Annotated in this window: 25 protein-coding genes; 13 read left to right on the top strand and 12 right to left on the bottom strand. The window is 47.2% G+C overall.

Going from position 1 to position 22,146, the window contains the following annotated elements; genetic code table 11:
- The first annotated feature begins 81 nt into the window (after window positions 1-81).
- The 6 genes from ACYVF1_RS04345 to ACYVF1_RS04320 all read left to right on the top strand — a co-directional run bounded on the left by ACYVF1_RS04345 (window position 82) and on the right by ACYVF1_RS04320 (window position 3,684).
- Window positions 82-528, top strand: coding sequence for a hypothetical protein (locus ACYVF1_RS04345; protein WP_461075981.1), 447 nt, complete (start codon window positions 82-84; stop codon window positions 526-528).
- A 137-nt stretch (window positions 529-665) separates the two neighbouring features.
- Entirely contained in the window at window positions 666-920 is a 255-nt protein-coding gene (locus tag ACYVF1_RS04340; RefSeq protein WP_461075979.1) for a hypothetical protein, read from the top strand.
- A gap of 34 nt (window positions 921-954) precedes the next feature.
- Complete coding sequence (locus tag ACYVF1_RS04335; protein ID WP_461075977.1) at window positions 955-1,452, top strand: hypothetical protein; 498 nt, start codon at window positions 955-957, stop codon at window positions 1,450-1,452.
- Between the two features lie 238 nt (window positions 1,453-1,690).
- Window positions 1,691-2,170: a hypothetical protein gene (locus ACYVF1_RS04330; protein ID WP_461075975.1), complete on the top strand. Its 480-nt coding sequence runs from the start codon at window positions 1,691-1,693 to the stop codon at window positions 2,168-2,170.
- Window positions 2,171-2,250: 80 nt separating this feature from the next.
- Complete coding sequence (locus ACYVF1_RS04325; protein WP_461075973.1) at window positions 2,251-3,009, top strand: leucine-rich repeat domain-containing protein; 759 nt, start codon at window positions 2,251-2,253, stop codon at window positions 3,007-3,009.
- Between the two features lie 75 nt (window positions 3,010-3,084).
- Window positions 3,085-3,684 carry a hypothetical protein gene (locus ACYVF1_RS04320; protein ID WP_461075971.1) on the top strand — a complete coding sequence of 200 codons (600 nt, stop codon included), beginning with the start codon at window positions 3,085-3,087 and terminating at the stop codon, window positions 3,682-3,684.
- Window positions 3,685-3,714: 30 nt separating this feature from the next.
- Here ACYVF1_RS04320 and ACYVF1_RS04315 read toward each other — a convergent pair whose 3' ends face one another.
- The 4 genes from ACYVF1_RS04315 to ACYVF1_RS04300 form a co-directional block, all read right to left on the bottom strand.
- Window positions 3,715-4,350, bottom strand: coding sequence for a hypothetical protein (locus tag ACYVF1_RS04315; protein ID WP_461075969.1), 636 nt, complete (start codon window positions 4,348-4,350; stop codon window positions 3,715-3,717).
- Between the two features lie 59 nt (window positions 4,351-4,409).
- The gene (locus ACYVF1_RS04310; protein WP_461075967.1) at window positions 4,410-5,651 is read right to left on the bottom strand and encodes an FG-GAP repeat domain-containing protein; all 1,242 of its coding nucleotides are present in this window, start codon (window positions 5,649-5,651) and stop codon (window positions 4,410-4,412) included.
- Window positions 5,652-5,710: 59 nt separating this feature from the next.
- Window positions 5,711-6,562 carry an MBL fold metallo-hydrolase gene (locus ACYVF1_RS04305; protein WP_461075965.1) on the bottom strand — a complete coding sequence of 284 codons (852 nt, stop codon included), beginning with the start codon at window positions 6,560-6,562 and terminating at the stop codon, window positions 5,711-5,713.
- 68 nt (window positions 6,563-6,630) lie between these two features.
- On the bottom strand, window positions 6,631-7,479 hold the full coding sequence (locus ACYVF1_RS04300) for an SDR family oxidoreductase (RefSeq protein WP_461075963.1): 849 nt from the start codon (window positions 7,477-7,479) through the stop codon (window positions 6,631-6,633).
- A gap of 131 nt (window positions 7,480-7,610) precedes the next feature.
- Here ACYVF1_RS04300 and ACYVF1_RS04295 point away from each other — a divergent pair, with 131 nt between their 5' ends.
- Both ACYVF1_RS04295 and ACYVF1_RS04290 read left to right on the top strand, forming a co-directional pair.
- Window positions 7,611-8,177, top strand: a complete 567-nt coding sequence (locus tag ACYVF1_RS04295; RefSeq protein ID WP_461075961.1) for a hypothetical protein — start codon at window positions 7,611-7,613, stop codon at window positions 8,175-8,177.
- 111 nt (window positions 8,178-8,288) lie between these two features.
- Window positions 8,289-8,768, top strand: a complete 480-nt coding sequence (locus ACYVF1_RS04290; RefSeq protein ID WP_461075959.1) for a hypothetical protein — start codon at window positions 8,289-8,291, stop codon at window positions 8,766-8,768.
- Between the two features lie 66 nt (window positions 8,769-8,834).
- Here ACYVF1_RS04290 and ACYVF1_RS04285 read toward each other — a convergent pair whose 3' ends face one another.
- Window positions 8,835-9,212 (bottom strand): hypothetical protein, encoded by a 378-nt coding sequence (locus tag ACYVF1_RS04285; protein ID WP_461075958.1) that lies wholly within the window; start codon window positions 9,210-9,212, stop codon window positions 8,835-8,837.
- A 392-nt stretch (window positions 9,213-9,604) separates the two neighbouring features.
- On the opposite strand from ACYVF1_RS04285, the gene ACYVF1_RS04280 reads away from it, so the two are divergent.
- Window positions 9,605-10,534, top strand: a complete 930-nt coding sequence (locus ACYVF1_RS04280) for a homoserine kinase (protein WP_461075956.1) — start codon at window positions 9,605-9,607, stop codon at window positions 10,532-10,534.
- Window positions 10,535-10,620: 86 nt separating this feature from the next.
- Here ACYVF1_RS04280 and ACYVF1_RS04275 read toward each other — a convergent pair whose 3' ends face one another.
- Window positions 10,621-11,940, bottom strand: coding sequence for a lytic transglycosylase domain-containing protein (locus ACYVF1_RS04275; protein ID WP_461075954.1), 1,320 nt, complete (start codon window positions 11,938-11,940; stop codon window positions 10,621-10,623).
- Between the two features lie 404 nt (window positions 11,941-12,344).
- Complete coding sequence (locus tag ACYVF1_RS04270) at window positions 12,345-13,145, bottom strand: YdcF family protein (RefSeq protein ID WP_461075952.1); 801 nt, start codon at window positions 13,143-13,145, stop codon at window positions 12,345-12,347.
- A 185-nt stretch (window positions 13,146-13,330) separates the two neighbouring features.
- On the opposite strand from ACYVF1_RS04270, the gene ACYVF1_RS04265 reads away from it, so the two are divergent.
- On the top strand, window positions 13,331-14,809 hold the full coding sequence (locus ACYVF1_RS04265) for a DUF4369 domain-containing protein (protein WP_461075950.1): 1,479 nt from the start codon (window positions 13,331-13,333) through the stop codon (window positions 14,807-14,809).
- 129 nt (window positions 14,810-14,938) lie between these two features.
- Here ACYVF1_RS04265 and ACYVF1_RS04260 read toward each other — a convergent pair whose 3' ends face one another.
- From ACYVF1_RS04260 to ACYVF1_RS04245, 4 genes are all read right to left on the bottom strand, one after another.
- Window positions 14,939-15,217: a hypothetical protein gene (locus ACYVF1_RS04260; RefSeq protein ID WP_461075948.1), complete on the bottom strand. Its 279-nt coding sequence runs from the start codon at window positions 15,215-15,217 to the stop codon at window positions 14,939-14,941.
- 56 nt (window positions 15,218-15,273) lie between these two features.
- A complete protein-coding gene (map, locus tag ACYVF1_RS04255) occupies window positions 15,274-16,035 on the bottom strand; it encodes a type I methionyl aminopeptidase (protein WP_461075946.1) in 762 nt (253 codons plus the stop codon).
- Window positions 16,036-16,114: 79 nt separating this feature from the next.
- Window positions 16,115-17,026 (bottom strand): DUF58 domain-containing protein, encoded by a 912-nt coding sequence (locus tag ACYVF1_RS04250; RefSeq protein WP_461075944.1) that lies wholly within the window; start codon window positions 17,024-17,026, stop codon window positions 16,115-16,117.
- 221 nt (window positions 17,027-17,247) lie between these two features.
- Window positions 17,248-17,676, bottom strand: coding sequence for a septal ring lytic transglycosylase RlpA family protein (locus ACYVF1_RS04245; RefSeq protein ID WP_461075942.1), 429 nt, complete (start codon window positions 17,674-17,676; stop codon window positions 17,248-17,250).
- Between the two features lie 273 nt (window positions 17,677-17,949).
- On the opposite strand from ACYVF1_RS04245, the gene ACYVF1_RS04240 reads away from it, so the two are divergent.
- Together ACYVF1_RS04240 and ychF are read left to right on the top strand one after the other, a co-directional pair.
- Entirely contained in the window at window positions 17,950-18,276 is a 327-nt protein-coding gene (locus ACYVF1_RS04240) for a DUF3276 family protein (protein ID WP_461075940.1), read from the top strand.
- 240 nt (window positions 18,277-18,516) lie between these two features.
- Window positions 18,517-19,617, top strand: coding sequence for a redox-regulated ATPase YchF (gene ychF / locus ACYVF1_RS04235; RefSeq protein ID WP_461075938.1), 1,101 nt, complete (start codon window positions 18,517-18,519; stop codon window positions 19,615-19,617).
- A gap of 120 nt (window positions 19,618-19,737) precedes the next feature.
- Here ychF and ACYVF1_RS04230 read toward each other — a convergent pair whose 3' ends face one another.
- Entirely contained in the window at window positions 19,738-21,036 is a 1,299-nt protein-coding gene (locus ACYVF1_RS04230) for a type IX secretion system plug protein (RefSeq protein ID WP_461075936.1), read from the bottom strand.
- A gap of 111 nt (window positions 21,037-21,147) precedes the next feature.
- Between ACYVF1_RS04230 and ACYVF1_RS04225 the strand changes: the two genes are divergently transcribed.
- Window positions 21,148-22,092, top strand: a complete 945-nt coding sequence (locus ACYVF1_RS04225; protein WP_461075934.1) for a bestrophin family protein — start codon at window positions 21,148-21,150, stop codon at window positions 22,090-22,092.
- The last annotated feature ends 54 nt before the right edge of the window (window positions 22,093-22,146 follow it).

Here is a 22,146-nt window from a genome sequence, read left to right as displayed (position 1 = left end):
GGCTTCGTCAGCATGACAAAAACTGGTTTAAAGAAGTCGATTATGTGATAACAAGAGTTTTACTCCCTAATCCATACAATTATGAACCCGTCTCTGCTTGTTCCCCTGATTATAGTCGGATTTAGTATTTTCTTCGTCAGTTTATGGTCGGGGATTGTCTATCTGCTGTCGTATTTAAGTGGCTGGCAAACGCTTGCTCGTCAGTTTCAGGTTCAGCCCAGGAAAGAGGGCGTTGAATCTAATGTATACGGGCGTGTAGGTTTTGTCAACTACAATGGCGTGCTGAAAGTAGCCTGCACCGATCAGGGCCTCTATCTGGCTGTGATGAACGTTTTTAGCCTGGGGCATCCACCCATTCTGATTCCCTGGAGCATCGTCCACGACATTCGTGAACAACATTTGCTTTTCCAGACGACCGTGGTTTTCAACGCCGACAATACCCGTATTACGTTGCCGTCCCGCTTCATGACCTCTATCCGACAACATACTTCTGGCCGGGTTCAATCGTTTGGATCTTCCTTTTCCTGAAAGAACGTAGGAGCGAAACTGACCGATGGATGGGCATCCAGCCGAATTTCCGGGCAACGTAGTAAGGTTTCGATTGAGTTAACGTAGCTTTACTTTGAAATCATAACAACCGCAGAATCAGCGAGATTCCTCTTTATATGTGGTTTAAAAAATGGTTTGCAGAACGACGATTAAACCGACAGTTAGAAAATCTGTCTGATAAGCAACGTCAGGAGATTCTCCGGCAATCGCCATTTGAAGCCGGGGCTTTTCAGGGCGAAGGTTTTCATATTTTCCGCAAAGATGAACCGGATATCAATCGGGCCTATGTAACCTCACTCGGTGAAGTATCGGGTCGAATGGCTGAAGACTGGATTATCCGTCAGTATTTGCGTAGTAAAACTGATTTGTAGCTTTATTCCAACCGTAACGATAGCTCTTTGTACTATGTTAACATCTTTACTGCTTTATCGACAATTTAAGTACCAGACTACCATCTCCCCCGCCGAAATACAGCAGAAACTCAACGCCAACGTAATTACGGGATTCAGTATTATGAGCCCCAAACCCTATTATGGAGAAATTAGCTCGTATGATTTTTCGATACGTAAAACCGCTGGTACGTTCAAAAAAGAAAGTCTGTCTCCAACCCTACATGGTTCGTACCAAACACAGGATGGGCAAACGTTAGTTAGCCTGACCCTTGTGCCGCACGTTATCTTTATTATTGCCACAGCTCTATTCGGCTTTCCCTGCCTGATGTTTATTATCCGTGGTTTTCAGGAAGTTATAAGAACAGGTGACCCCGTTATTCTTTTAAACTGCTTTTTTCCATTGATGGTACTGTATGGCGTTTTCTGGGCCATTTTTCAGCACCAAAGTCAGGCTGACATCCGGTTTTGGGAATACACGCTGAGCTTGCGGAAAATGAATGATGAACTATAAGTGATTAGCTACGAGTGGGCTGACGCCAGCTATTATGGAACAAGTCAGCCATTCGTATTGCTTTCTCCAGCCCGCCAGTTTTTCACTTATTTCCTCCGCTTTTAAAGTCAAATCTACCGTACGCACAATCGTGCGCATGTCCCTACCTGGATTGCCTTATTTTTGGTCTGTTCAAAATCGGTAACGTAAAGTTTGTTACGTTACCGATTCACCAACTCTAAACCAAAGCCATCCTGTTATGGACACTCCGCAACTCCCCAATCCAGTACACCCAGAACTCGACGAACAACACCGGCGCGTTACTGAAATGATTCACTGTTACGTCGAATCACTTGGCCTACCACGCGACAAAGTTTATAATCCAGAACGCAAAAACTGGCTCTGGAAAAAAGGATCGGCTGGTATCGAAGTCTTGATTGAAACCATCCATTTTAACAGTGGTGCCCGTCGGGACTACCTGCGGATTTTCTCTCCATTAATGGACGTACCCGTCAACAATATCCTGGGTTTCTATCGCCACTTGCTCGAACTTAACGACAGAAGACTAGGGGTTAAATTGTCGATTATGCCTAATACTCAAAAGGTATACGCTACGTTTGAACGCGATATTAAAGGTATGGATTTCAACGAATTAAGCACCTGCATTTCAGACCTCGAGATCTGGGCCGACTCGCTCGATGATGAATTGAAAGGACAGTTTCCAAACTGGTCGAACTAAAAGATGTATGATGTAGGAAATAGGCTATATAGCACTGTCATAAACCCTATTTCCTACATCATACTTCATACACCCTTCTCATGGCGATTCGTGGTTTTCTTCTCTCGCTGGTATTGACGATGGCTCTTGGCTACTCGATGACCGAGGGGCTGACCAATCCTAACTCTCCGCTCAAAAAACTGCCGGACTGGACCGCTATGCCGCTTATCGGCGGTGTTTTTGTGCTCTATCTGGTGGCTTTATGGTGGACCATTCAGGGGTTTAGCCAGCATAAAATTTTGTCGATACTCAGTTTTGGATTTTGTCTGATGGGTCTTGGCGTGTATGCGTGGGGGATCAGTATGGAAATGGGCAAAGGTAAACCTAGCCCTGGCCAGTACGACTATGATTTGTCAACAGTGGCTCCGGCGGAAATAACAGCACTGACAAACATCGCCAAGAGCGCCAATCTTTCGCTTACCGATGCTACGTTCACCGAACACTGGAATCTGGACGTACCAGATCGTGGGTTTCGGGCCTGCTTACAAAAAGGGCACGTAACGGGATTAAATTTGTCGGGCCATCCGCTGAGCGATGTTTCTCCACTGTCGCAACTGCCCAATCTGAGCGATTTGTACTTGAAAGATTGCGATCTACGTAACGTATCAGGACTGAAGAATACTAAAATTGACCGTTTAGACCTTTCTGGTAATAAACTGACAGATGTACAGTCGCTGACGGGCTGCCCCAATGTGCGTTGGCTGCTACTGGCTAACAATCAGATTACTACGTTGGACGGCCTTGAAAAATTTCCGCAAATCGTTGTGAAAGATTTAACTGGAAATCCTGTCGCGAAATAAATTCTGCTCGCCAAACTTTTCTACCATTAATCAACTACCACTGTGAAAACGCCTACGCTCTCACTGTTTATAACCATGCTCACCGCACAAACGCTTTTTGCTCAGAACGAAACCTGGAAAATCGAAACCGCTCAGCTGCCGAACGGTGGGTCTTACGACGGCACCGTTCGCATCGCCAAAACGGGCAATACGTTCAATCTGGACTGGAAAACGACGGCTGGTAATTATTCTGGCGTGGGTGTTATGCTGAACGGGAAACTGTTTGCTGGTTATGGTATTAATTCGGCCTATGGTGTTGCTGTTTACAAAGTGAACGCAAACGGAAATCAGCTGGAAGGCGTCTGGACAGCCTCACAATTCAACGGCCAAACGGGTACCGAAACGCTGACCGGTCAGGGTGGGCAATACGACGTAACAGGAACCAATCCGGATGGCGGTGCTTATCGCGGAAAACTGATGATGCAGAAAACCGGACGTACCGTTCAGGTACAGTGGAACGTAGCCAATCAGACCTATAACGGGGTCGGTTTCCAGAGTGGTGATTATCTGGTCATTGGCTACGGTTTCGGCCAGGCTTTTGGCGTAGTGGAATACGCCATGCGGAATGATCGGGCAAACGGCCGCTGGGCTATGGGCGGAGGAACGGATTTGGGCGCTGAAAATCTGGTACGTTAGGTTATAGAATTGAAAAGTTTACTGGACAATCTACCGCACTGCCTCCGCTAACGAACGCCATGATTTCTTTAATAAGGCATCAATATGTTGCCAGTCCTGCTCGGTGATGGCGTTGCCCCGCTGATCGCGAAACAGCATTGCCTCGGTACGTAGCTGCGCATATTCGGCGCAGGACGCTGGTGAGATTTGATATAAATCAGCGACGGTATGCGCCTGTATCTGCGCCCATTCGGCAGGTGGATGGCGGTCACGCTCTCGTCGGATGATCCACCACTCCAGTTCGTTTTTTGCCGTTTTTGCTACGTTCATGGGCTGCTGGCTTAGTTTTCCGATAGCTCCATAAAACGCTTCCAGATCAGGTAAAGCCCGGTTGTACTCCGTCCGACTGGTTCCGTCTTTAAACACAAACGCAGCTTTGGCCGCATGGTAAGCAATCACAAACGACCGCCAGAACGGGGCTTGAACCTGCTTTCGAATCAGTTCGGCCGATTGCCAGAATAAGCGGAGTGGTTTTCGTTCATAATAAGATCGCCACATTACGCCATCGAGTCGGCCAACTTCGTCGGCATCAAAATGGCGGAGATCTACCTTATGGGAAAAAAGTAAATCAGTGAGCACCCAACCGATTAAGAGTAGAAAAAGGGCGATAAAAATGACTCGTTTCATAGTTCATTATATACCCTGTTGACTGGATTTTGGATTTTCGCTACGTAGTGAATACTACGTTACGGCTTCCGCTGGTTCCAGTAAATCAGTACATTCAACGTAGCACGGCCCGATGCAATCAAATCCAGGTTGCCGTCGCCATCCAGATCGGCAGCCTGAATGTCTTCGCAGGCCATGCGCACGCTGTCGTCGAGCACGTAACCGTCCATATTATCGTTTTCTTCGGGTTTAAAAAGCCGTACACCAACCTTCTTGTCGGCGTTTGGATTCCGCCACCCCGCCACAATCTGATCGCTTCCAAGCCCCAAAAAATCACCACAAACCAGCGCGTGCCCCTGGCTCATTACGTCGGTAATCAGCGTAATTTCTTTTTCAGAAACAGGTTTTCGGGGCTTCTGGAACGTATAAAATCCCGTTTCAAACTGGAGCAGATTACCGTGCATCGGCTGAATGGTGGCTACACTTTTCCCCTTGTTCATCCGACGAATTTCGCCGATACCATCTACATTTTTGTTCAACATCGGCAGCGCGTTTCTCACTGATTCATCATCAAGAGCCTGCCACTTAGTTTGCTGCCATTCAATTATTTGCCCCCCTTCTTTTCCGGCTAGAACAAGCCCGGTTGCTGACCCATTTTCGCCGTCTTCCCAAATCTCGAAATTATGTGTCAGGTGCATGGTCGAATCGACCAGATAGCGTTTCCAGGCGCTACGTGGATTTTTCGGAAACGCGTAACCCCACACGCGAACTCCGCGGCCTTCGCCATTTTTATTCCCTAACCCATGCAGAGGAACTACAATCAACTGATAATCAGCTTTACCGACTTTTGCCCAACGCATCCGGTGCGTCGTTACCTCGTGCGGCAAACGTATCGGTTCCCATTTTTGCGTCGGGTCCTGCGGCCGGACGAGGTAAAAAACCGCTCCCGATTTCGTACTGTCGCCGGTTTCGGCGGGATTCCAGCCTGCGCCCACGGCTACTTCTACGCGCCCGTCTCCATCGAGGTCGCGGGCGGCAATGCAGACGTTATCCTGAGGTGTCAGGTTAGCCGCCATAACGTAGCGTTTCCAGGGCGACGTTTTATCGCCGGGGTTTTTATACCAGACAAACTCCTTCTGATCGGCCAACAGAATGTCCTGCTTTTTGTCGCCATCTACATCACCGATGGCTAACCCGTACCCAATAGCAATCTGATTATCAACCACCTGAATTTTAAAATTCAGTTTTTTCTGACTCGTAGAATCAGTTTGCGCCAGCAGCGGTGACGTAGCGAGCAAGCACAGGAAAAACATTTTTTTCATGGCATTTTGTCAAGATTGTTGAGATACGTTGTTTCAGAAAAGCGGCCTTCATTCTTGTTCTACCGACTCACATTAACACGCTCTCCCAACTGCATTACCCGATAAGATGTACCGTATTTCTCACAGGCACGTATAAAGTCGGCAGGATCGGCGGTGTTGAAGGCGAACATGTCGTAATGATGCGGAATCACAAGTTTTGCACAAATAGCAACGCCTAATCGTGCAGCTTCGTCGGCATCAAGATTTCCAGCTACGCGCCGTTCAGGCTTATTGCCGTTGATGGGTAGAAACGCTACGTCGACCGCGAAGGGACGTAGTATATCGACCATGCCATCGTACCAGAGCGTATCACCGGAATGATAAACCCGATACGGACCAATTTCCACCACAAACCCCATGAATTTGCTACGTCCTTCGGCATCGCGTTCTATTTCGTTGTGAGCCGCCGGAACACCGTGGAACGTAATGCCGTCTACTTCGACAGTTTCACCATCGGCCATACCAATGGGCTGATTATGACCAAAGTTACTGTTCATTCGCTCGTAGATAAAAGCGCGGTTGGCTGCCGGAATAACGAATTTTATATCCTGATTAGCCGCAAACAATGGATTTAGCGTATCATAATCCAGATGATCGGTGTGGTTGTGGCTGGACGTAACAACGTCGACCATTCCGAGGTGGCCCGAGAGAATAACGCGTTCGGACAGGCGAACGTGTGGCTTGTCGGTTTGCGCGTATTTTTCAGATAATGAATCAGACAGATAAGGGTCAAATAGTACGTGTTTGTCGTTGTACTGCAACAAAAAACCACTCTGACCGAGCCACCAGATGTGCAGTTTGTCGGGTTGCAGGCGAGCGGCTTCGATATCGGCCAGCAAAGCGTCGTCTTTCTGAAAAGCGGGTTTAAGCATACAAATCAATGGTGTACTACGTTCGTTAAAAGCACTTTCGCTACGTTTCTGCCGTATGAATCTTATTCCTAGTGTTTGCCTATTCTTGCCAGAATCCAGTCGAGCACCTTGTGGGGAAGCAACCGGGGTAACATCCAGCTCATCAGCAAATTAGGCACCAGTGCGTAACGTACCTGCGGGTTACGTGTTTCGTAAATCTCGACGATACGTTGCCCCACCTCATCGATTGAAAAACCGTTGGCTTCCGATTTTTCTACTTGTTTAAGAAACCCTTTCATGGCCGGAAAATAGGGCGTATTCTGGTAAGCCGACATATCCGTTCCTTTCGCCCAAATCGGCGTTTTAACGGCTCCCGGTCCTACAATGATCACCTTAATCCCGAACCCCATCAACTCTCTCCGTAGACTGTGCGATAGCCCTTCAAGGGCAAATTTCGAACTGACATAAGCTCCCATAAACGGAATCGCAATTTGCCCATTTACGGAACTGATATTGAGAATTCGGCCGGGCTGAACCGGGTGGTTATCGCGAGCGCCCAACAGCGGCAAAAACGCCTGTGTGACCAGAGCCACGCCCACTACGTTCACATCCAGATGTTTCCGAAACGTATCGATAGGCTGATTTTGCAACGGCCCGCCAATGGCCATTCCGGCATTATTGATAAGCCCGCCCAAGCCACTTCCGGCCAGTTTTTCCGTCAGTTGCTGGGCGGCCAACGTAACGGCTGCTACGTCGGTTACGTCAAACAGTAGCGGGGTAAAAGAAGGTCCTAATTCAGCCTGCAACCGGTCGGCATCAGGCTGGTTTCGGACGCTACCAAACACAGTGTATCCATGTTTAACAAACTGTCTGGCAGCACCATAGCCAATGCCCGTTGAGACACCCGTAATCAGAATATACTTACTTGCCGGTTTCATCGTGTAAACATACTATTATCCCATTCAACAATCACCGCTACGTTGACGTTATACTTAATAAGTGAAATAGTGAAAGAGTGGTTGCACTGGAAATACGCTCTTTCGCTCTTTCACCCTTTCATTCTTTGATTATGCAGGATATTGAACCTTTTTACGGCTGGGAAAAGTACTACACAGCGTCGGAGGATGAGCAGTCGCCTTTTTACGAACGGGAGTACAATATGCAGCAGTATGAAAATACTATTTACGGCTATTACATTCACCCACTTTGGGACGAAATCGGCTCAGAAACGCTGTATTGCAAGATTCTCTTTGCCAACTACGACCGTCAGTTTGTAGTGATCGAGCTTTTTGGCGAGTGGAATGATACGTTACATAACGACATTATGTACCTCAAACGGCAGGTAATAGATCCGCTGGTTGATCAGGGCATTAAGTATTTTATCCTGATTGCCGAAAACATCCTGAACTTTCACGGGTCCGACGACAGCTATTACGAGGAGTGGTTTGAAGACGTAGAAGACGGTTGGATTGCCGCCATCCACTCGCCGGAGTTTGTGGAACGCGAATGGAAAAAATACCACCTCGATTATTACATCAACTTTGGCGGAACCCTCGATATTGCCAATTGGCGAACCCTGAAGCCGGCGGGTCTTTTTGAGCTGGTTAACGGTCTGATTATCCGACGTCTGAGTTAAATCCCTAGGGCTATTTTGACCTTTCTTCCTGTTTATTAGACCCTTCTTCCAAATTTGTAAGGGATTTGCGCTAATTTTCTCAACTTTACCCGAAACCCCACAAGCAATCTGATGGAAAATAACGCCAAAACCAACGCCACCGAACAGGCACAGGCGGCCAAGGCTACTGCCGCCGAAAAACTCGAATCGTTTAAAACGCAGGCAAGTCAACACCTAGATGCGGCTGCTACGCAACTTGACGAGTTGAAAGACAAACTAGTAGCCCAAGCCAAAGAATTCGGTAAAGACATTGATATTGATGGGCTTCAGGCCAAAGCGACGGAACATTTTGAAGCAGCTAAAGCGTCGACAGCCTCCAACCTCGCCAATTTACAGGCACAGGCCGAAACCGTATTCGCAGCTGCAGCTGCCAAAGCCGACGAACTTTCCGAAGCTGCAGAAGATAAATTCGACGATCTGAAAGCCGAAGCGACCGTTCAACTCGAAGCGGCTCAGGTAAAATTGGATGAATTGAAAGCTGAAGCCGCGCTCCAGATCGAAGAAGCCAAAGAAAGAGCCAAAGGCATCTGGAATCAGATGTTCGGCGAGTAAAATCGATACGTAGTAAATCAAAAAGCCAGACACATGTCTGGCTTTTTGATTTACTACGTAGTCTTATTAATGCTTTGGTTTTGGCTTTGGTCCCGGAGGGGTACCCGTACCGCTATGTGGTTGCGTGTCCGTACCACTGTGCGGGGGTGTTGCCGTACCCGTATGGGGGCCAGTAGCCGTGCCACTATGCGGAGGTGGTGGCCCGCCAGGCCCGCCCGTACCGCTATGCGGTGGCGTGCCAGTACCACTATGCGGATGGGTTTCTGTCCCGTTGTGGGGAGGTGTGGCTGTACCAGAATGAGGACCGGTAGCACTTCCACTGGCGGGGGCTGCGCTACGTGCCGACGCGTTGGCATCGTCAGGCGTCAAATCTGAGGTTTTTGTGCAAGCGTAGCCACCCAGTAAGGCAGTAACGACGCATCCGGCAACAATTAGCTTTTTCATCGGATGATTTATTCGGGTAACAGATAGGAATTAGTTTGTGTACGTAGCAGAATACGACCCAGAGTCTACAAACGTTGCACCTTTAATCAGAATTTAACCCCCATTGAGAATTGCGACAAACCACTGATAATTAATTATATATAGGATAGGTAATTAAGTATTAATACGTACACGAAATCTACTATTTTCAACTAAACTTTTTCACTACGTTACGTTTGACAAAATCACTATTGGCCAAAATTCTCAATCGAAATTAAGGCAAACGTAGCAGCGCTAATCTGAATGGATATTACTTGTAATTTCTATAACAAAGTAGAGAAATCACTACGTTGACTGTCCAACGATTTCCGATTCAAATCATTACCTTTGCGGCCTGTTTCTCCCTTTATACTGTGGATTCAATACGTGTATTTGCTCCTGCTACGGTGGCCAACGTAGCCTGCGGGTTCGATATTTTTGGCTTTGCAGTTGATAATCCTGGCGACCAGATTACCCTCACGATCAGCGACGAACCGGGTGTTCGCATTACCGATATCATTGGCGACGAAGGTCGACTGCCGCGGGAAGCCGCACGTAACACAGCCGGAATTGCGATTCAAACGTACCTCCAGCAGATTAATAGAACCGATCTTGGTCTCGACGTTGTGCTTCACAAGCAGATGCCGCTTGGTAGCGGTTTGGGTTCTAGTGCAGCCAGCGCCGTAGCAGGTGTTTATGCTGTGAATGAGTTATTAGGGAGGCCTCTGCCCGTTATGAAACTGCTGCCTTTTGCCATGGAAGGTGAGCGTATCGCCTGTGGATCAGCCCACGCCGATAATGTAGGGCCGTCTTTGCTCGGTGGTTTTGTGGTGGTTCGAAGTTACAGCCCGCTGGACGTTATTAAAATTGAAACTTCAGCTGCGCTCTATTGTACATTGGTCCACCCCGATATTGAGGTGAATACAAAAGATGCCCGGTTTATTCTGAAAAATGAAGTCTCCCTGAAGAATACCATCACACAGATGGGCAACGTAGCGGGGCTGATTGCGGGGCTGATGACGCCTGATTATGATCTCATCAGTCGTTCGCTGGTCGATGTAATTATTGAGCCGGTACGTTCTATACTGATACCCGAATTTAACGAAGCCAAGCAGGCCGCACTAGATAATGGTGCACTAGGATGCAGCATTTCAGGATCAGGGCCATCGATGTTCGCCCTGAGTCGTGATGTGCAGACCGCTGAGCAAGTAGGAGCCGCCATGCAGCAAGCATTCCTATCTGTAGGCATTACCAGCGAAGCATACGTATCACAGATCAACCGCCAGGGACCGAAAGTGATTTAAAGAGTGAAAGAATGAAAAAGAGAAAGAGCGAAAATTCTGCCGGATGGCTTTCGCTCTTTCTCTTTTTCATTCTTTCACTCTTTAATTTACAACGCTTCCCAGGAAAGTTGCCAGCCTTCCAATCGTGATGGTTTTGCTACGCCGGGTTGTCGGGGTTGTTCAGTAGCCACTAATCGAAGCGGAATAGTTTCGCGGGTTTGGGCGGTTGTCAACTGATCAGTTCGTAAGAATACGCGCCCTGAACCTGCGTCAATGATTTCGATATGGGCTTGAATCATATCGCCCACGACAAAGGTTCGTCCGTTGATGGTAATTGGCTGAACGACCTGAAAAATACAGAGTTTTCCTTCGCTCAGGTTGCCTTCGCTCATACTACGTGTTACCAGCCGATTGGACGCTACGACTGGTGCGGGTGCTACCGACGTAGCAGCAGGCTTTTCATTTTTTTCCGGCTCATCATCAATAATTACAGCTTCAGTAGCCTTGTCCTGATCTTCTACAATGAGCACTACGTTCGTTGTGGAATCTGCGACAAAAAGTGGCTCCTCTACACTTTCATCCCCTTTAGCAGCGACTTTGGCGAATGTATCTTCGTCCATATCAAATGAAGCCAGGATAGCAGCCCGCTCGGCTGAGAGTACAGAAGCATCGTTACTTAAAGATGCCAAAGCTCCTCCAAGCTCCGCCCGATATATCTGAGGACGGGTAAGCAGTTCCTTAATGGCTACTGTCTGGAACAAATAAGCTTTGGTCTCAGCCGCCCGGTACGGCAAAGCCATCGGGTGCCGGTCAGGATACTGACGAGCCAATTTCTGGATATAGTTCGGTCCGGCGTTATAAGCCGTAGCCACGAGCATCCAGGAGCCTAGCTGGTCGTGCAATTCATTGATATACCGACAGGCAGCATGCGTAGCTTTGAGCAAGTTGAAACGGTCGTCGCGTCGACGTGATACACTTAACCCCAGCGATTGGGCCGTTTGGGGCATCAGTTGCCAGAAACCAGCCGCTCCCCGTCGCGACACCGCCCGGTTGGTTACGGCACTTTCCAATAGAGGCAAAAACTTGAAATCGGACGGAATTCGATATTGTTGCAGAATCGGTTCGATGATGGGAAACACCACAGAAGCCCGGCGTTTCAGTACGGTCAGATCATTGGCCCAGGATGCCTGCTGATGAAGGGTTCGCGCCCATCGATCAGTGATGGCTGGATCATTGATGGGCACCATTTCCCCACAAAAATGAATTGGACTTTCATCATTCTTAGGCGAAGTGGCCCATTTGATAAGCGGCTTTACAACTGAAGCGGCATTGAGCGCAAAAAACGGACTGGTTTGGGCAATGGCCTGTGAGCTGGAGAAGATAGTAAGGCCACAAACGGCTGCTACCGTCAGGTACAGTTTGGTCATCAGCAACAATTGTTACGGTGGGTACGCTACTCCGTCGTTCACCCTGAACGGCGTCTGATACTCAGCGGCTTCACTCGCTACGTTGCTTTCTGATCACTATTCTAACAGCCGCAAAAAAGGTATTCTTTACTGAATCGTATTTACTCCATTTACCTGCTATCTGACTGGTTACTTAAGGCAGTGTAAATCGTGCAGAGAGCACTAAAATTGATTCTGAAGGAACCGCTACATCACTCCGCGATACCCTTCATTTTTTTATGGGTTTGTAAAAGTACAATATCTACCTTGAAATAACAATATTCTTGCCATTAATTCTCGGGCCGTTCTCTCATATTCCATCGCTTACCAAAAAGAATTATATAGTGACAACGTAGCAAAACTACTGCGAATGAGACCGTTAGCTTTTACACATACCCAACGATTCGATATGTTAAAAAACCAATCATCTCCCGGATGAGATAATACGCGTCTAAGAACGATTCTTCATGCGGCAGAAGCCATTCGCCTGGCGAAAAAGACCGACGATTGCCAATAAAACTGGTCGGAAAAGGTGTTACGCTGACGCCCGCTTTTTGAAAGCAACCAACTGCCCGACGCATGTGCCAGGCCGACGTAACAAGTAAGCATTGGTTAGTCCGAAATCGTAGTTGAAGCATACGGGTTGAGAAAAGCGCATTTTCACGCGTATTCCGGGACTTGTTTTCGAGCACAATATCATTTGCCGGAACACCAGCCGTCGTCAGGAACGTAGCGGTCATTTGGCCTTCATCACTAACCACTTTGGCCTGGAACGGCAGCGAGCCATTACCACCGCTAATCAGGATTTTCTGAACAATTCCTTTTTTATAAAGATACAAAGCCTGGGCAGCGCGGTCGGCCTCTCTACCCAACAGAAAACGATGTTCTGACCCGTTGTCTGGTATTTCTTTCATGGTATTGATGATACCACCTGTCAGCACAACAGCCACATGGATGGTTGAATCATTCCGAATAATACTATTCCGCTGAATGGGGTACTCCCACAAGAGGGCCAGTTCATTCGTAAGGAAGGAATTGCCAGCCAAAACGAAAATACCTAGTGCTACGGCAATAAATCGTCTACGGTAACGGAGTTTTTTTGTAAAAAAGGCTGCTAATAAAGTGATTACGAGCCATCCTGCGGGTGTCAGAAGAAACGTTAACGTTTTGGAAAAGAAATAAAACATAGACTATATCAGGTATGGCAAGCGTTTTGTAGAAACGTAGTACGAAGAGTGAAAGAGCGAAAGAATGAAAGAGCGAATCAGCTACAGAAGATTACTGCTGTTTTTTCGCTCTTTCGCTCTTTCATTCTTTCGCTCTTTAATACACCAAACAATACTTAACTTTGCGAAGATACGTACCCTCTTGTATGAAAAATCTCCTCCTGACGGTTCTGCTTAGTTGCTTACTGACTCCCCTTGTATGGGCTCAAACAGCCACCGACGGCTATAAAATCACGGGACACATTAAAGGCATAAAAGACACAACCTGTGTTCTGGCGCACTATTTTGGCTCTACGCAGTACATCCCAAAAGACACCGCGCGCGTCGATGCTAATGGTAATATGACGTTTGAGGGCAAAAAAGCGCTGCCCGAAGGATTATATATGGTCGTAGTGCCTACCAAAAATCCCTACGTCCAGTTCATCATGACTGACGATCAGCAGTTTGGATTCGATTCCGATACGTCCAGCGTTGTTGCAAACATGAAAATAACCGGCTCGAAAGAGAACGAGTTATTTTATACGTATCAGCAGGGGCTGGCTAAGTTTTACGACGAAGCCCAAGCTATACAAGCCGAGAAAAAACTACGTAACGATGCGGCTTCGGCCGCTATTGTGAACAAAAAGATGGCGGATTTGCAGCAGAAGGCGAATGATTATCGCATTCAGTTCATGAAGGAAAACCCCACTACGTTCACGGTTAAACTATTTAAAGCCAGCGCCGAACCGGAAGTTCCGGCTGCGCCCAAAGCCGCCAATGGTCGCCCGGATTCGACGTGGACGTTTAATTATTATAAAAAACACTATTGGGACGATTTTGACTTTGGTGATGAACGCTTTGTCCGGACGCAGCTTTTGCAATCGAAAATTGAGCGATATATTAAGGAACTGACGGTTCAGGTGCCCGATTCATTGATTAAAGAGGCTGATTTTCTGGTGAATAAAGCTATTGCCGGAAAAAACAAAGAGATTAAATACTATACCATCTATTACATCACCAGTCAGTACGAACAGCCCAAAGTAATGGGAACCGACGGTCTGTTTGTACACATGTTTGAGAAATATTATAAAACGGGTGTCATGACCGTTTCGGATTCGTCGACGCTGAAAAGCATTGGCGAACGCGTTGCTACGTTAAAACCGAATCTGGTCGGCAAAACGCTGGTTACGCCAGTAGTGAGTGATTCGCTAAAACGGCCGCTCAATCTTCAGTCGATCCTCAAAAGCGATTACACGGTGTATGTGTTCTATTCGCCTACCTGCGGACACTGCCGCGAGAGTGCGCCCAAGCTCCAGAAATTCGCGGATGCCTACAAAGGCAAGGGCGTCGACGTAGTGGCCATTGCTATCGACCAGAGCCCGGAAGAGTGGAAGAAGTTCGTGAAGGAATTTAAACTGAAGAACGCTATCAACGGCTACGATTTCACGTACCGGACCGATTATCGGCACAAATACGACGTCTGGACCACGCCCACTACGTATATCCTCGACAAGAATAAAAAGATCATTGCCCGTAAATTACCAATCGAGCAAATCGAAGATTTTATCGGTTTCCACAAACGGCAAAATGCAACAGCTAAACCGGCTACAGCACCCGCTAATGCGAAAGCGAGTGTAAAGAAGTAGGAATTGCTTTTTTACAGTTCAATACGTTCGACAATCAGTATAAAGTAAAAACCACTACGTAACGTTACGTAGTGGTTTTTACTTTATACTGAGATACATAGTTTAAATCATGTATGCAGACAGATTAGCCTAATTCTCAAAGCGATTGCTATCAATAAATGAAACTATTCTGTCTATTAGTTCTTGAGAAACCTCACGTTCTGTCATTAACGTGAAAGCAAAATTGATTATTTCGGGGCTTTCTTCAGATTGGTAACATGACCCAAAATGGCCCAGCATCAATAAAAAATCTTCGCGCTTTACAATCGTCCTAAGCGCAGCTAATTCCCGACGTGTTATCCCTAACCAACAAAGGCTTGTTGCGTAATAATCGAGTTCAGGTCCTTTTTCGATTTTAAATTCTGCCATTTATTACCTGTTATGTAAGTTGCTTTGTGCAAGGCAATGATAGGCTAGTAAAGCCGTTAATTCCACAATTGATTCGCAGCGGTCAGGATGATGGGTTCCTTGTCGGTAACGACAATCGTTTGTTCGTGCTGCACGGCAAAACTGTCTTTGGCGATTAAGGTCCAACCATCTCCTTTTTCCTGAGCATAGGTGGCTTTAGTGGATAAAAATGTCTCGATTGCCACGACAGAGTGCTTTCGAAAACGGTTTTTATTAGACCGATCATAATAGCACAAAATATCGTGAGGTTCTTCATGCAGGCTCCGGCCGATTCCGTGTCCAGCCAGATTCTTGATGACCCGATAACCGCTTCGCTTGGCTTCCGTTTCAATGATGCGCCCAATTTCCGCAATTTGCACACCTCCCCGAATATGACTAATGGCTTTGGCCAGAATGCGCTTCGAGGCTTCCACCAGTGCACTATGCTGATGAATATCCTGCCCCAATACGAACGAGCCACCATTGTCGGACCAATAGCCATTCAGTTCAGCAGATACATCAATATTGATCAAATCACCTTCCTGGAGAATCCGTTTTGTGGACGGGATGCCATGACAGACTTCCTCATTTAAACTGATACATGTCCAACCCGGAAAACCGTAAGTGAGCTTAGGAGCCGACCGGGCACCGTACTCCTCCAGCAGTTGCCGTCCATATTGATCCAGTTCAAACGTCGACATTCCTGGTCGGGCATATTGTTGCATGCACTTGAGAGTTGAGCCAACAATTTGACTAATCTGCTGCATACCGATCAAGTCCTGCTCAGATTGTAATGACATAGCGTTGTGGTTCTGGTTGTATAATCTCAGATGCGTTGACTATCCAAAGTCAAACGATTTCGTAAGAAGACAACCCCTGCTACTTCATTTTCGTGCGCTTCACTAAATAAGACGTTAGAATCTGGTCGAAACCTTGCGCGATATCCGCTTCGATAAAGTCAATTTTATATTGACCGCAACGCATTTTCAATTCCTGAAAATAAGACTTCACGGCTTGCTGATACGTCTCGCGAACCTGCCCCGGCTGGAGTTTCACTTTCTCACCCGTTTCGAGGTCGATGAATTCATAGGGGCGCTCGTCGAAGGCAAATTCTTCTTCGGTTTTTTTATCCGTTACGTGAAAAACCAAAACTTCATGCAGATTGTGGCGAAGGTGCTGCAGCGCCGAAAATAAGGCATCTGATTTTTCAGCATTTTCAAACATATCACTGAAAATCACCACCAGCGACCGCTTGTTAATTTTCTCGGCAACCTGGTGAATCACATCAGCCGCCGACGTCCGACGTAGCGGTTTGGGCTGTTGCATCAACAAGTCCAGCTGCGTGAACAGTTTGTGCACGTGAGACGGGGTCGATTTCACTGGCGTCTGCACATCAATCGTATCAGAAAAGGTTGTCAGGCTCACCGCATCTTTCTGACGCTGAAGCATATACGCTAAGCAGGCAGCCGCCATCACGCTGAACGTTATCTTCCCGTAATTGGCTTCCGGGTAGTACATCGACGACGACGTATCGACTAGCAGATGGCATCTCAGATTAGTTTCTTCTTCGTACCGCTTCACAAACAACTTCTCCGTTTTGCCGAAAACTTTCCAGTCGATGTGTCGGGTTGTTTCGCCGGTATTGTAAAGCCGATGTTCGGCAAATTCCACCGAGAAACCATGAAACGGCGATTTATGAAGACCGGTAATGAACCCTTCGACCAGTTGGCGGGCCAGAAATTCAACATTACCAAACGAACGTACCTGACCGAGATTAAGGGGCTGCTTCATGTAGATTAAAGAGCGAAAGAATGAAAGAGCGAAAGACCGGGCCGCCGGAGCGGTGAAAGAACGAACAGTTGCCGGACGGCTTTACTCTTTCGCTCTTTCATTCTTTCGCTCTTAGAGACCACTCTTTAAACTTAACGCAAAAAGCGCACCGTTCGACATTTCAGGCAGGAATTGCACATTGAAATTTCGAACGGTGCGCGGTCGTATTCTACAAATGCAGATTAGAGGACAGGTTCCAGCATCGGCTGAAAAGCAACTGGCGTATTAAATGGTGCGAGAACGATCTCCTGGCCTTTGCCAACCACACGTAGCGATACGTTGGCAATCCCTCTCGAAACCATGCCAAGTGCCTCAGCGGCTGCATGAGTCAGGTCAATGATACGTCCTTTCGAAAAAGGGCCTCGATCATTGATTCGTACAATTACTGATCGATGGTTGTCGAGGTTTGTTACTTCAACCAACGTATTGAGTGGGTAATGACGGTGAGCACCTGCCAGTGCTTCAGAACTAACTCGCTCACCATAAGCGGTCCTGCGACCATTGAACTTCTTGGAATAAAAAGACGCTTTGCCTTTCTGTATGAGGCCTGGAAGGGCCTCCGCCGGTTTTATGTTGGCAAAAAACAACATAAGGGACATGATTAAACTCATACAGCTCTTGGTTACGTGAAAAAAATAGACGGAGAGTATGCCAATTGACATCATGCATACCGTCCGCCCCCAAAAAGTGCAATTCCTGAAAAACAAATATAAATCACAGCAGGCTTATAACCAAGCATTTATTCAAAAAACTGTAGAATAACTTCTACAAACATCCGGACCACTTGGGGAAAAACTACCCTAAAATATATTTATACACTTTCTTTTTGAACTTTCACTAATGACCGTACTTTAGCGGTTTAGAATAGCTAAACCAATTTAACTGTGGACGAAAGAGACCGGGAGAAAATCTATTCAAAGCGTGTACGGGCCGGCAAACGGACCTACTTTTTTGACGTCAAGTCAACCCGAACCAACGATTATTACCTGACCATTACCGAAAGCCGACGGCACCCGCAGGGAGAAGGGTTCATTTATGAGAAACACAAAATGTTTCTCTACAAAGAAGACTTCGATAAGTTCGTCGAAGCCCTGCAGGAAACCGTCGAACATGTGAAATCGGAACTCATGCCGGATGTGGATTTTGCTCAGTTCGGTCAGCGCGAACGCGACGAACAGGACGATTTTGCCAGCGAATTGAAATGGGAATAACAACACATTAGAACGTACTGAATGAGCTAGACTTTACTTCTCTACTTTTTTCTAATCGCTGCGGACGTTTGTCCCATTCATTAGTTGCCTTCGGTGTAGTACCGAAGGCTTTTTTTGTGGTACGCTGTTGGGATTGTATTTTTGTGGAAAAACTAAAGAGTGAAAGAGCGAAAGAATGAAAGAGCGAAATCCGTCCGGCAAATTCGCTCTTTCACTCTTTCATTCTTTCGCATTTAAACTATGGGTTTACAATGTGGAATCGTGGGTTTACCAAATGTGGGTAAATCGACGCTGTTTAATGCTATTTCGAGCGGGAAGGCTGAAGCTGCCAATTATCCGTTCTGTACGATAGAACCAAACGTGGGCGTGGTGACCGTACCCGACGAGCGTTTAGACACGCTCGAAGGGCTGGTGAAACCGCAAAAAGTGGTACCAACCATTATCGAATTTGTGGATATCGCCGGGCTCGTAAAAGGTGCCAGTCAAGGCGCTGGGCTGGGCAATAAATTCCTGGCTAACATTCGCGAGGTCGATGCCATCGTGCACGTGATACGTTGTTTCGAAGACGAAAACATCGTTCACGTAGAAGGCAAAGTGAATCCGGTATCGGATAAGGAAATTATCGACGCCGAACTTCAGCTAAAAGACCTGGAGTCTGTCGATAAGAAAATCCAGCGGATTGCGAAAGCAGCCCAGGTTGGCGACGCCAAAGCGAAAGCCGAACTCGCTACGTTGAAGATTTACAAAACGGCTCTGGAAGCGGGTAAAAGTGCCCGTACCGTGAACGTATCACCCGAAGAACAGGAGGCCGCTCTCAGTGACATTTCATTGCTGACCATCAAACCGGTTATCTACGTAGCAAACGTCGATGAGGGTTCTCTGCCCAATGGAAACGCTTATTCTGACGCGCTACGGGAAGCGGTGAAAGACGAAGGTGCCGAAGTGATTGTGATCAGTGCCAGCATCGAATCGCAGATTGCCGAAATGGAAGACCCTGAAGAGCGCGAGCTATTTCTGGGCGAATACAGCCTGACGGAATCGGGCTTGAGCAAACTCATCAAAGCTTCTTACAAACTGCTAGGTCTCATTACGTATTTCACGGCGGGGGTTAAAGAGGTACGTGCCTGGACGATTCATCGTGGCTGGAAAGCCCCCCAAGCCGCCGGTGTGATTCACTCCGATTTCGAGAAGAAGTTTATTCGGGCGCAGGTCATGAAATTACCTGACTTTCAACAATTCAAAACAGAATCCGCCGTTCGTGAAGCCGGCAAACTGGCCGTTGAAGGAAAGGAATACGTCGTACAGGACGGCGATATTATGGAATTCCTCCACAGCGCGTAAGGCTGAACCGGGATTTAGCAGATTGAGGGATTTTCTGGATTTTGTTAATAGATGAAACGCTTCGAAGAAGCGAAAAACAAAATCCAGAAAATCCCTCAATCTGCTAAATCCCGGTTCAGATCACTTCCGTTTATTTATCCCTATCCGCCGATACGAAATCAGTTGGTCGGCGCGGGAAGCAGGCGGGCGATGATACACGAATACTTCGTAATCGTTTTCCGTTCCGGAGAAACTTCCCTCAATGTAATACTCATCAACCTTCGGCGGAGAGCCGCTCGTCTGCACTACGTAGTCGTAATTGTAGACACCCTGTTTCAGCATCATCGACGTCCGATACGCATTAAGAATTGGATCGTAAGTCATTCTGTTGCGATCGTTCAGTTGCCATAAATTAAAGGCTCCATTCACGTAAACCGCTACGTTCGGTATTTCGGGGGTACGTAGCGTAAATACCGTTTCAATATAATCAGCATACGTAGCACCGTCGCCTGTTTCGCGGTGGTCGATAACGTATTGCCCATTGAAATCATCGCTCTGAATGTAAGCACCTCGGGCGCGGGGCTGATCGACCTGTACGTAGGCAATATTGCGGTCGGCGGGTCGGTCGATACGTTCAATGTAGTTAGCACGGGACAGAATCGTCCGCGTATCGAAAAAGCGGAATTCATTAACCCCCGGCAACGTATTACTCAGGTCAATAAGTTTATAATCGAGCACCTGATCAAACGCTTGTACGTTGGTAGGTCGCAGGTTCTGAATCACCCGGTCGTCGCGGTAATTCTGACGGATCACTACCTTAAAATCGTCCTGAGGAGAGATAACCTGATAGCCTTTATAATTAATAGTAAAGTCTATTTGCTGGTCGACAAACTGCCGGTCGGGAGCCGCAGAGAACCGTGCCAGAGCCGATACCAACACCCGGTTCTGATACGTCATGAAGCGTCGGGTGAACGTGATGCTATTTCGATTCCGCTCGTCGTAAACTACCAAAATGTAATTTCCCGGCAATTTCACACGCGGCAATGTATATCGATAATGATAATACGGGACTTTGGTGTTTATCGAAATCTGGTATTCGGTTATGGGATTATCGTTGTATTCGTACGTGAATTCAATGTCATTCAACACCGACTTCTGCCAATCGGAATTGCAATGAATAAGTTTGGCCCGGAATGAGCGATAATTAGCCGATAATTCGTCGAATTCGACTTCAAGGGGTACCTGTTCATCCAGCGAAATAATAGGTGGATTTAACGTGCGCGTGGGATCGTTTGGATTCGCGTTGAGTAGCGGGTACAACAGCACCGTTTGCACCTTTGGATCGTAAATATGATCGACGGTCTGAATCTGCTGCGCCGTAACGAACGTAGCAATTGTCCAGAAAAAAAAGAAAGAAATTAGTCGGGCAGAAATGGGCATGAAATCGGTTTTTAACGTACTATAGCTAACGTAGCGGAATCAGCACAAGTATACAAGTGATACAAACGAAACGTTGCTATTTTTGCCAATCGCATACTCAACCCAACGTCTATGGTCAATTACAACCCGAAAGAGTGGATTCGGTTTATCGTTACGTTCAACCGGGCCGACACGGTTCGCAAGTTAACGCCCGCCCTGATCGGTATCGCTGTTTACTCATTCATTATTGTTCACATCATCGAGTTGATGGGCTTGAGTGAAAATCCGCACCTGAAAAACTTTTCGTTCATGCACACCCTGCTGAGCTTCGTGATTTCGATGCTGCTGGTGTTTCGGACGAATACGGCTTACGACCGGTGGTGGGAAGGGCGAAAATTATGGGGAGGTCTAGTGAACAACACCCGGAATATGACGCTGAAACTAGACCAGCTACTAGAGCCAGATCAGAGTGAAGCCAGAACGTTTTTCCGCGCCATGATTCCCAATTTTGCGTTTGCGCTCAAGAATCACCTCCGCTCAAATGATTTTGAACGTGAATTTACAGAGACCGCTACGTTCGGCCTAAGCAATCTGCGACTGAATGAACACGTACCACAACAGATCGCGCTCGCCATTTTCGGGAAGATCAACGAATTGCAACGTCAGAAAATCCTGATACCCGAACACCTGATTATTCTGAATGACGAAGTTCAGTCGTTGATGGACATTTGTGGCGCCTGCGAACGTATCAAGAACACACCGATTCCGTTCTCATACAGCTCATTCATTAAGAAATTCATCGTGATGTACTGCCTTACGTTACCGCTCGGCTACGTGTCAAATCTTCACTATCTCGTCATCCCGCTGGTAATTTTCGTATTCTACGTGCTGGCGAGTCTAGAAGTAATCGCCGAAGAAATTGAGAATCCTTTTGGCACCGACGAAAACGACCTGCCACTTGATACCATCTGCAAAGGCATTCATAAAACCATCACCCAATCGTTCGATCATACCCTCACGCTGGAGCAAGCCGACCCCATTGAAGGCCCGAAGAAGGGATTTAGGTATGATAGATAGGAAGTTATAGGGTTATAACGTTGTAGGGTTGTAAAGTTGGCTGACGCGAAAGCA

The sequence above is a fragment of the Spirosoma flavus genome, assembly GCF_054778555.1.
Note: the sequence above shows the minus strand (reverse complement) of the source record. Positions and strands in the feature narration are given on the sequence as shown.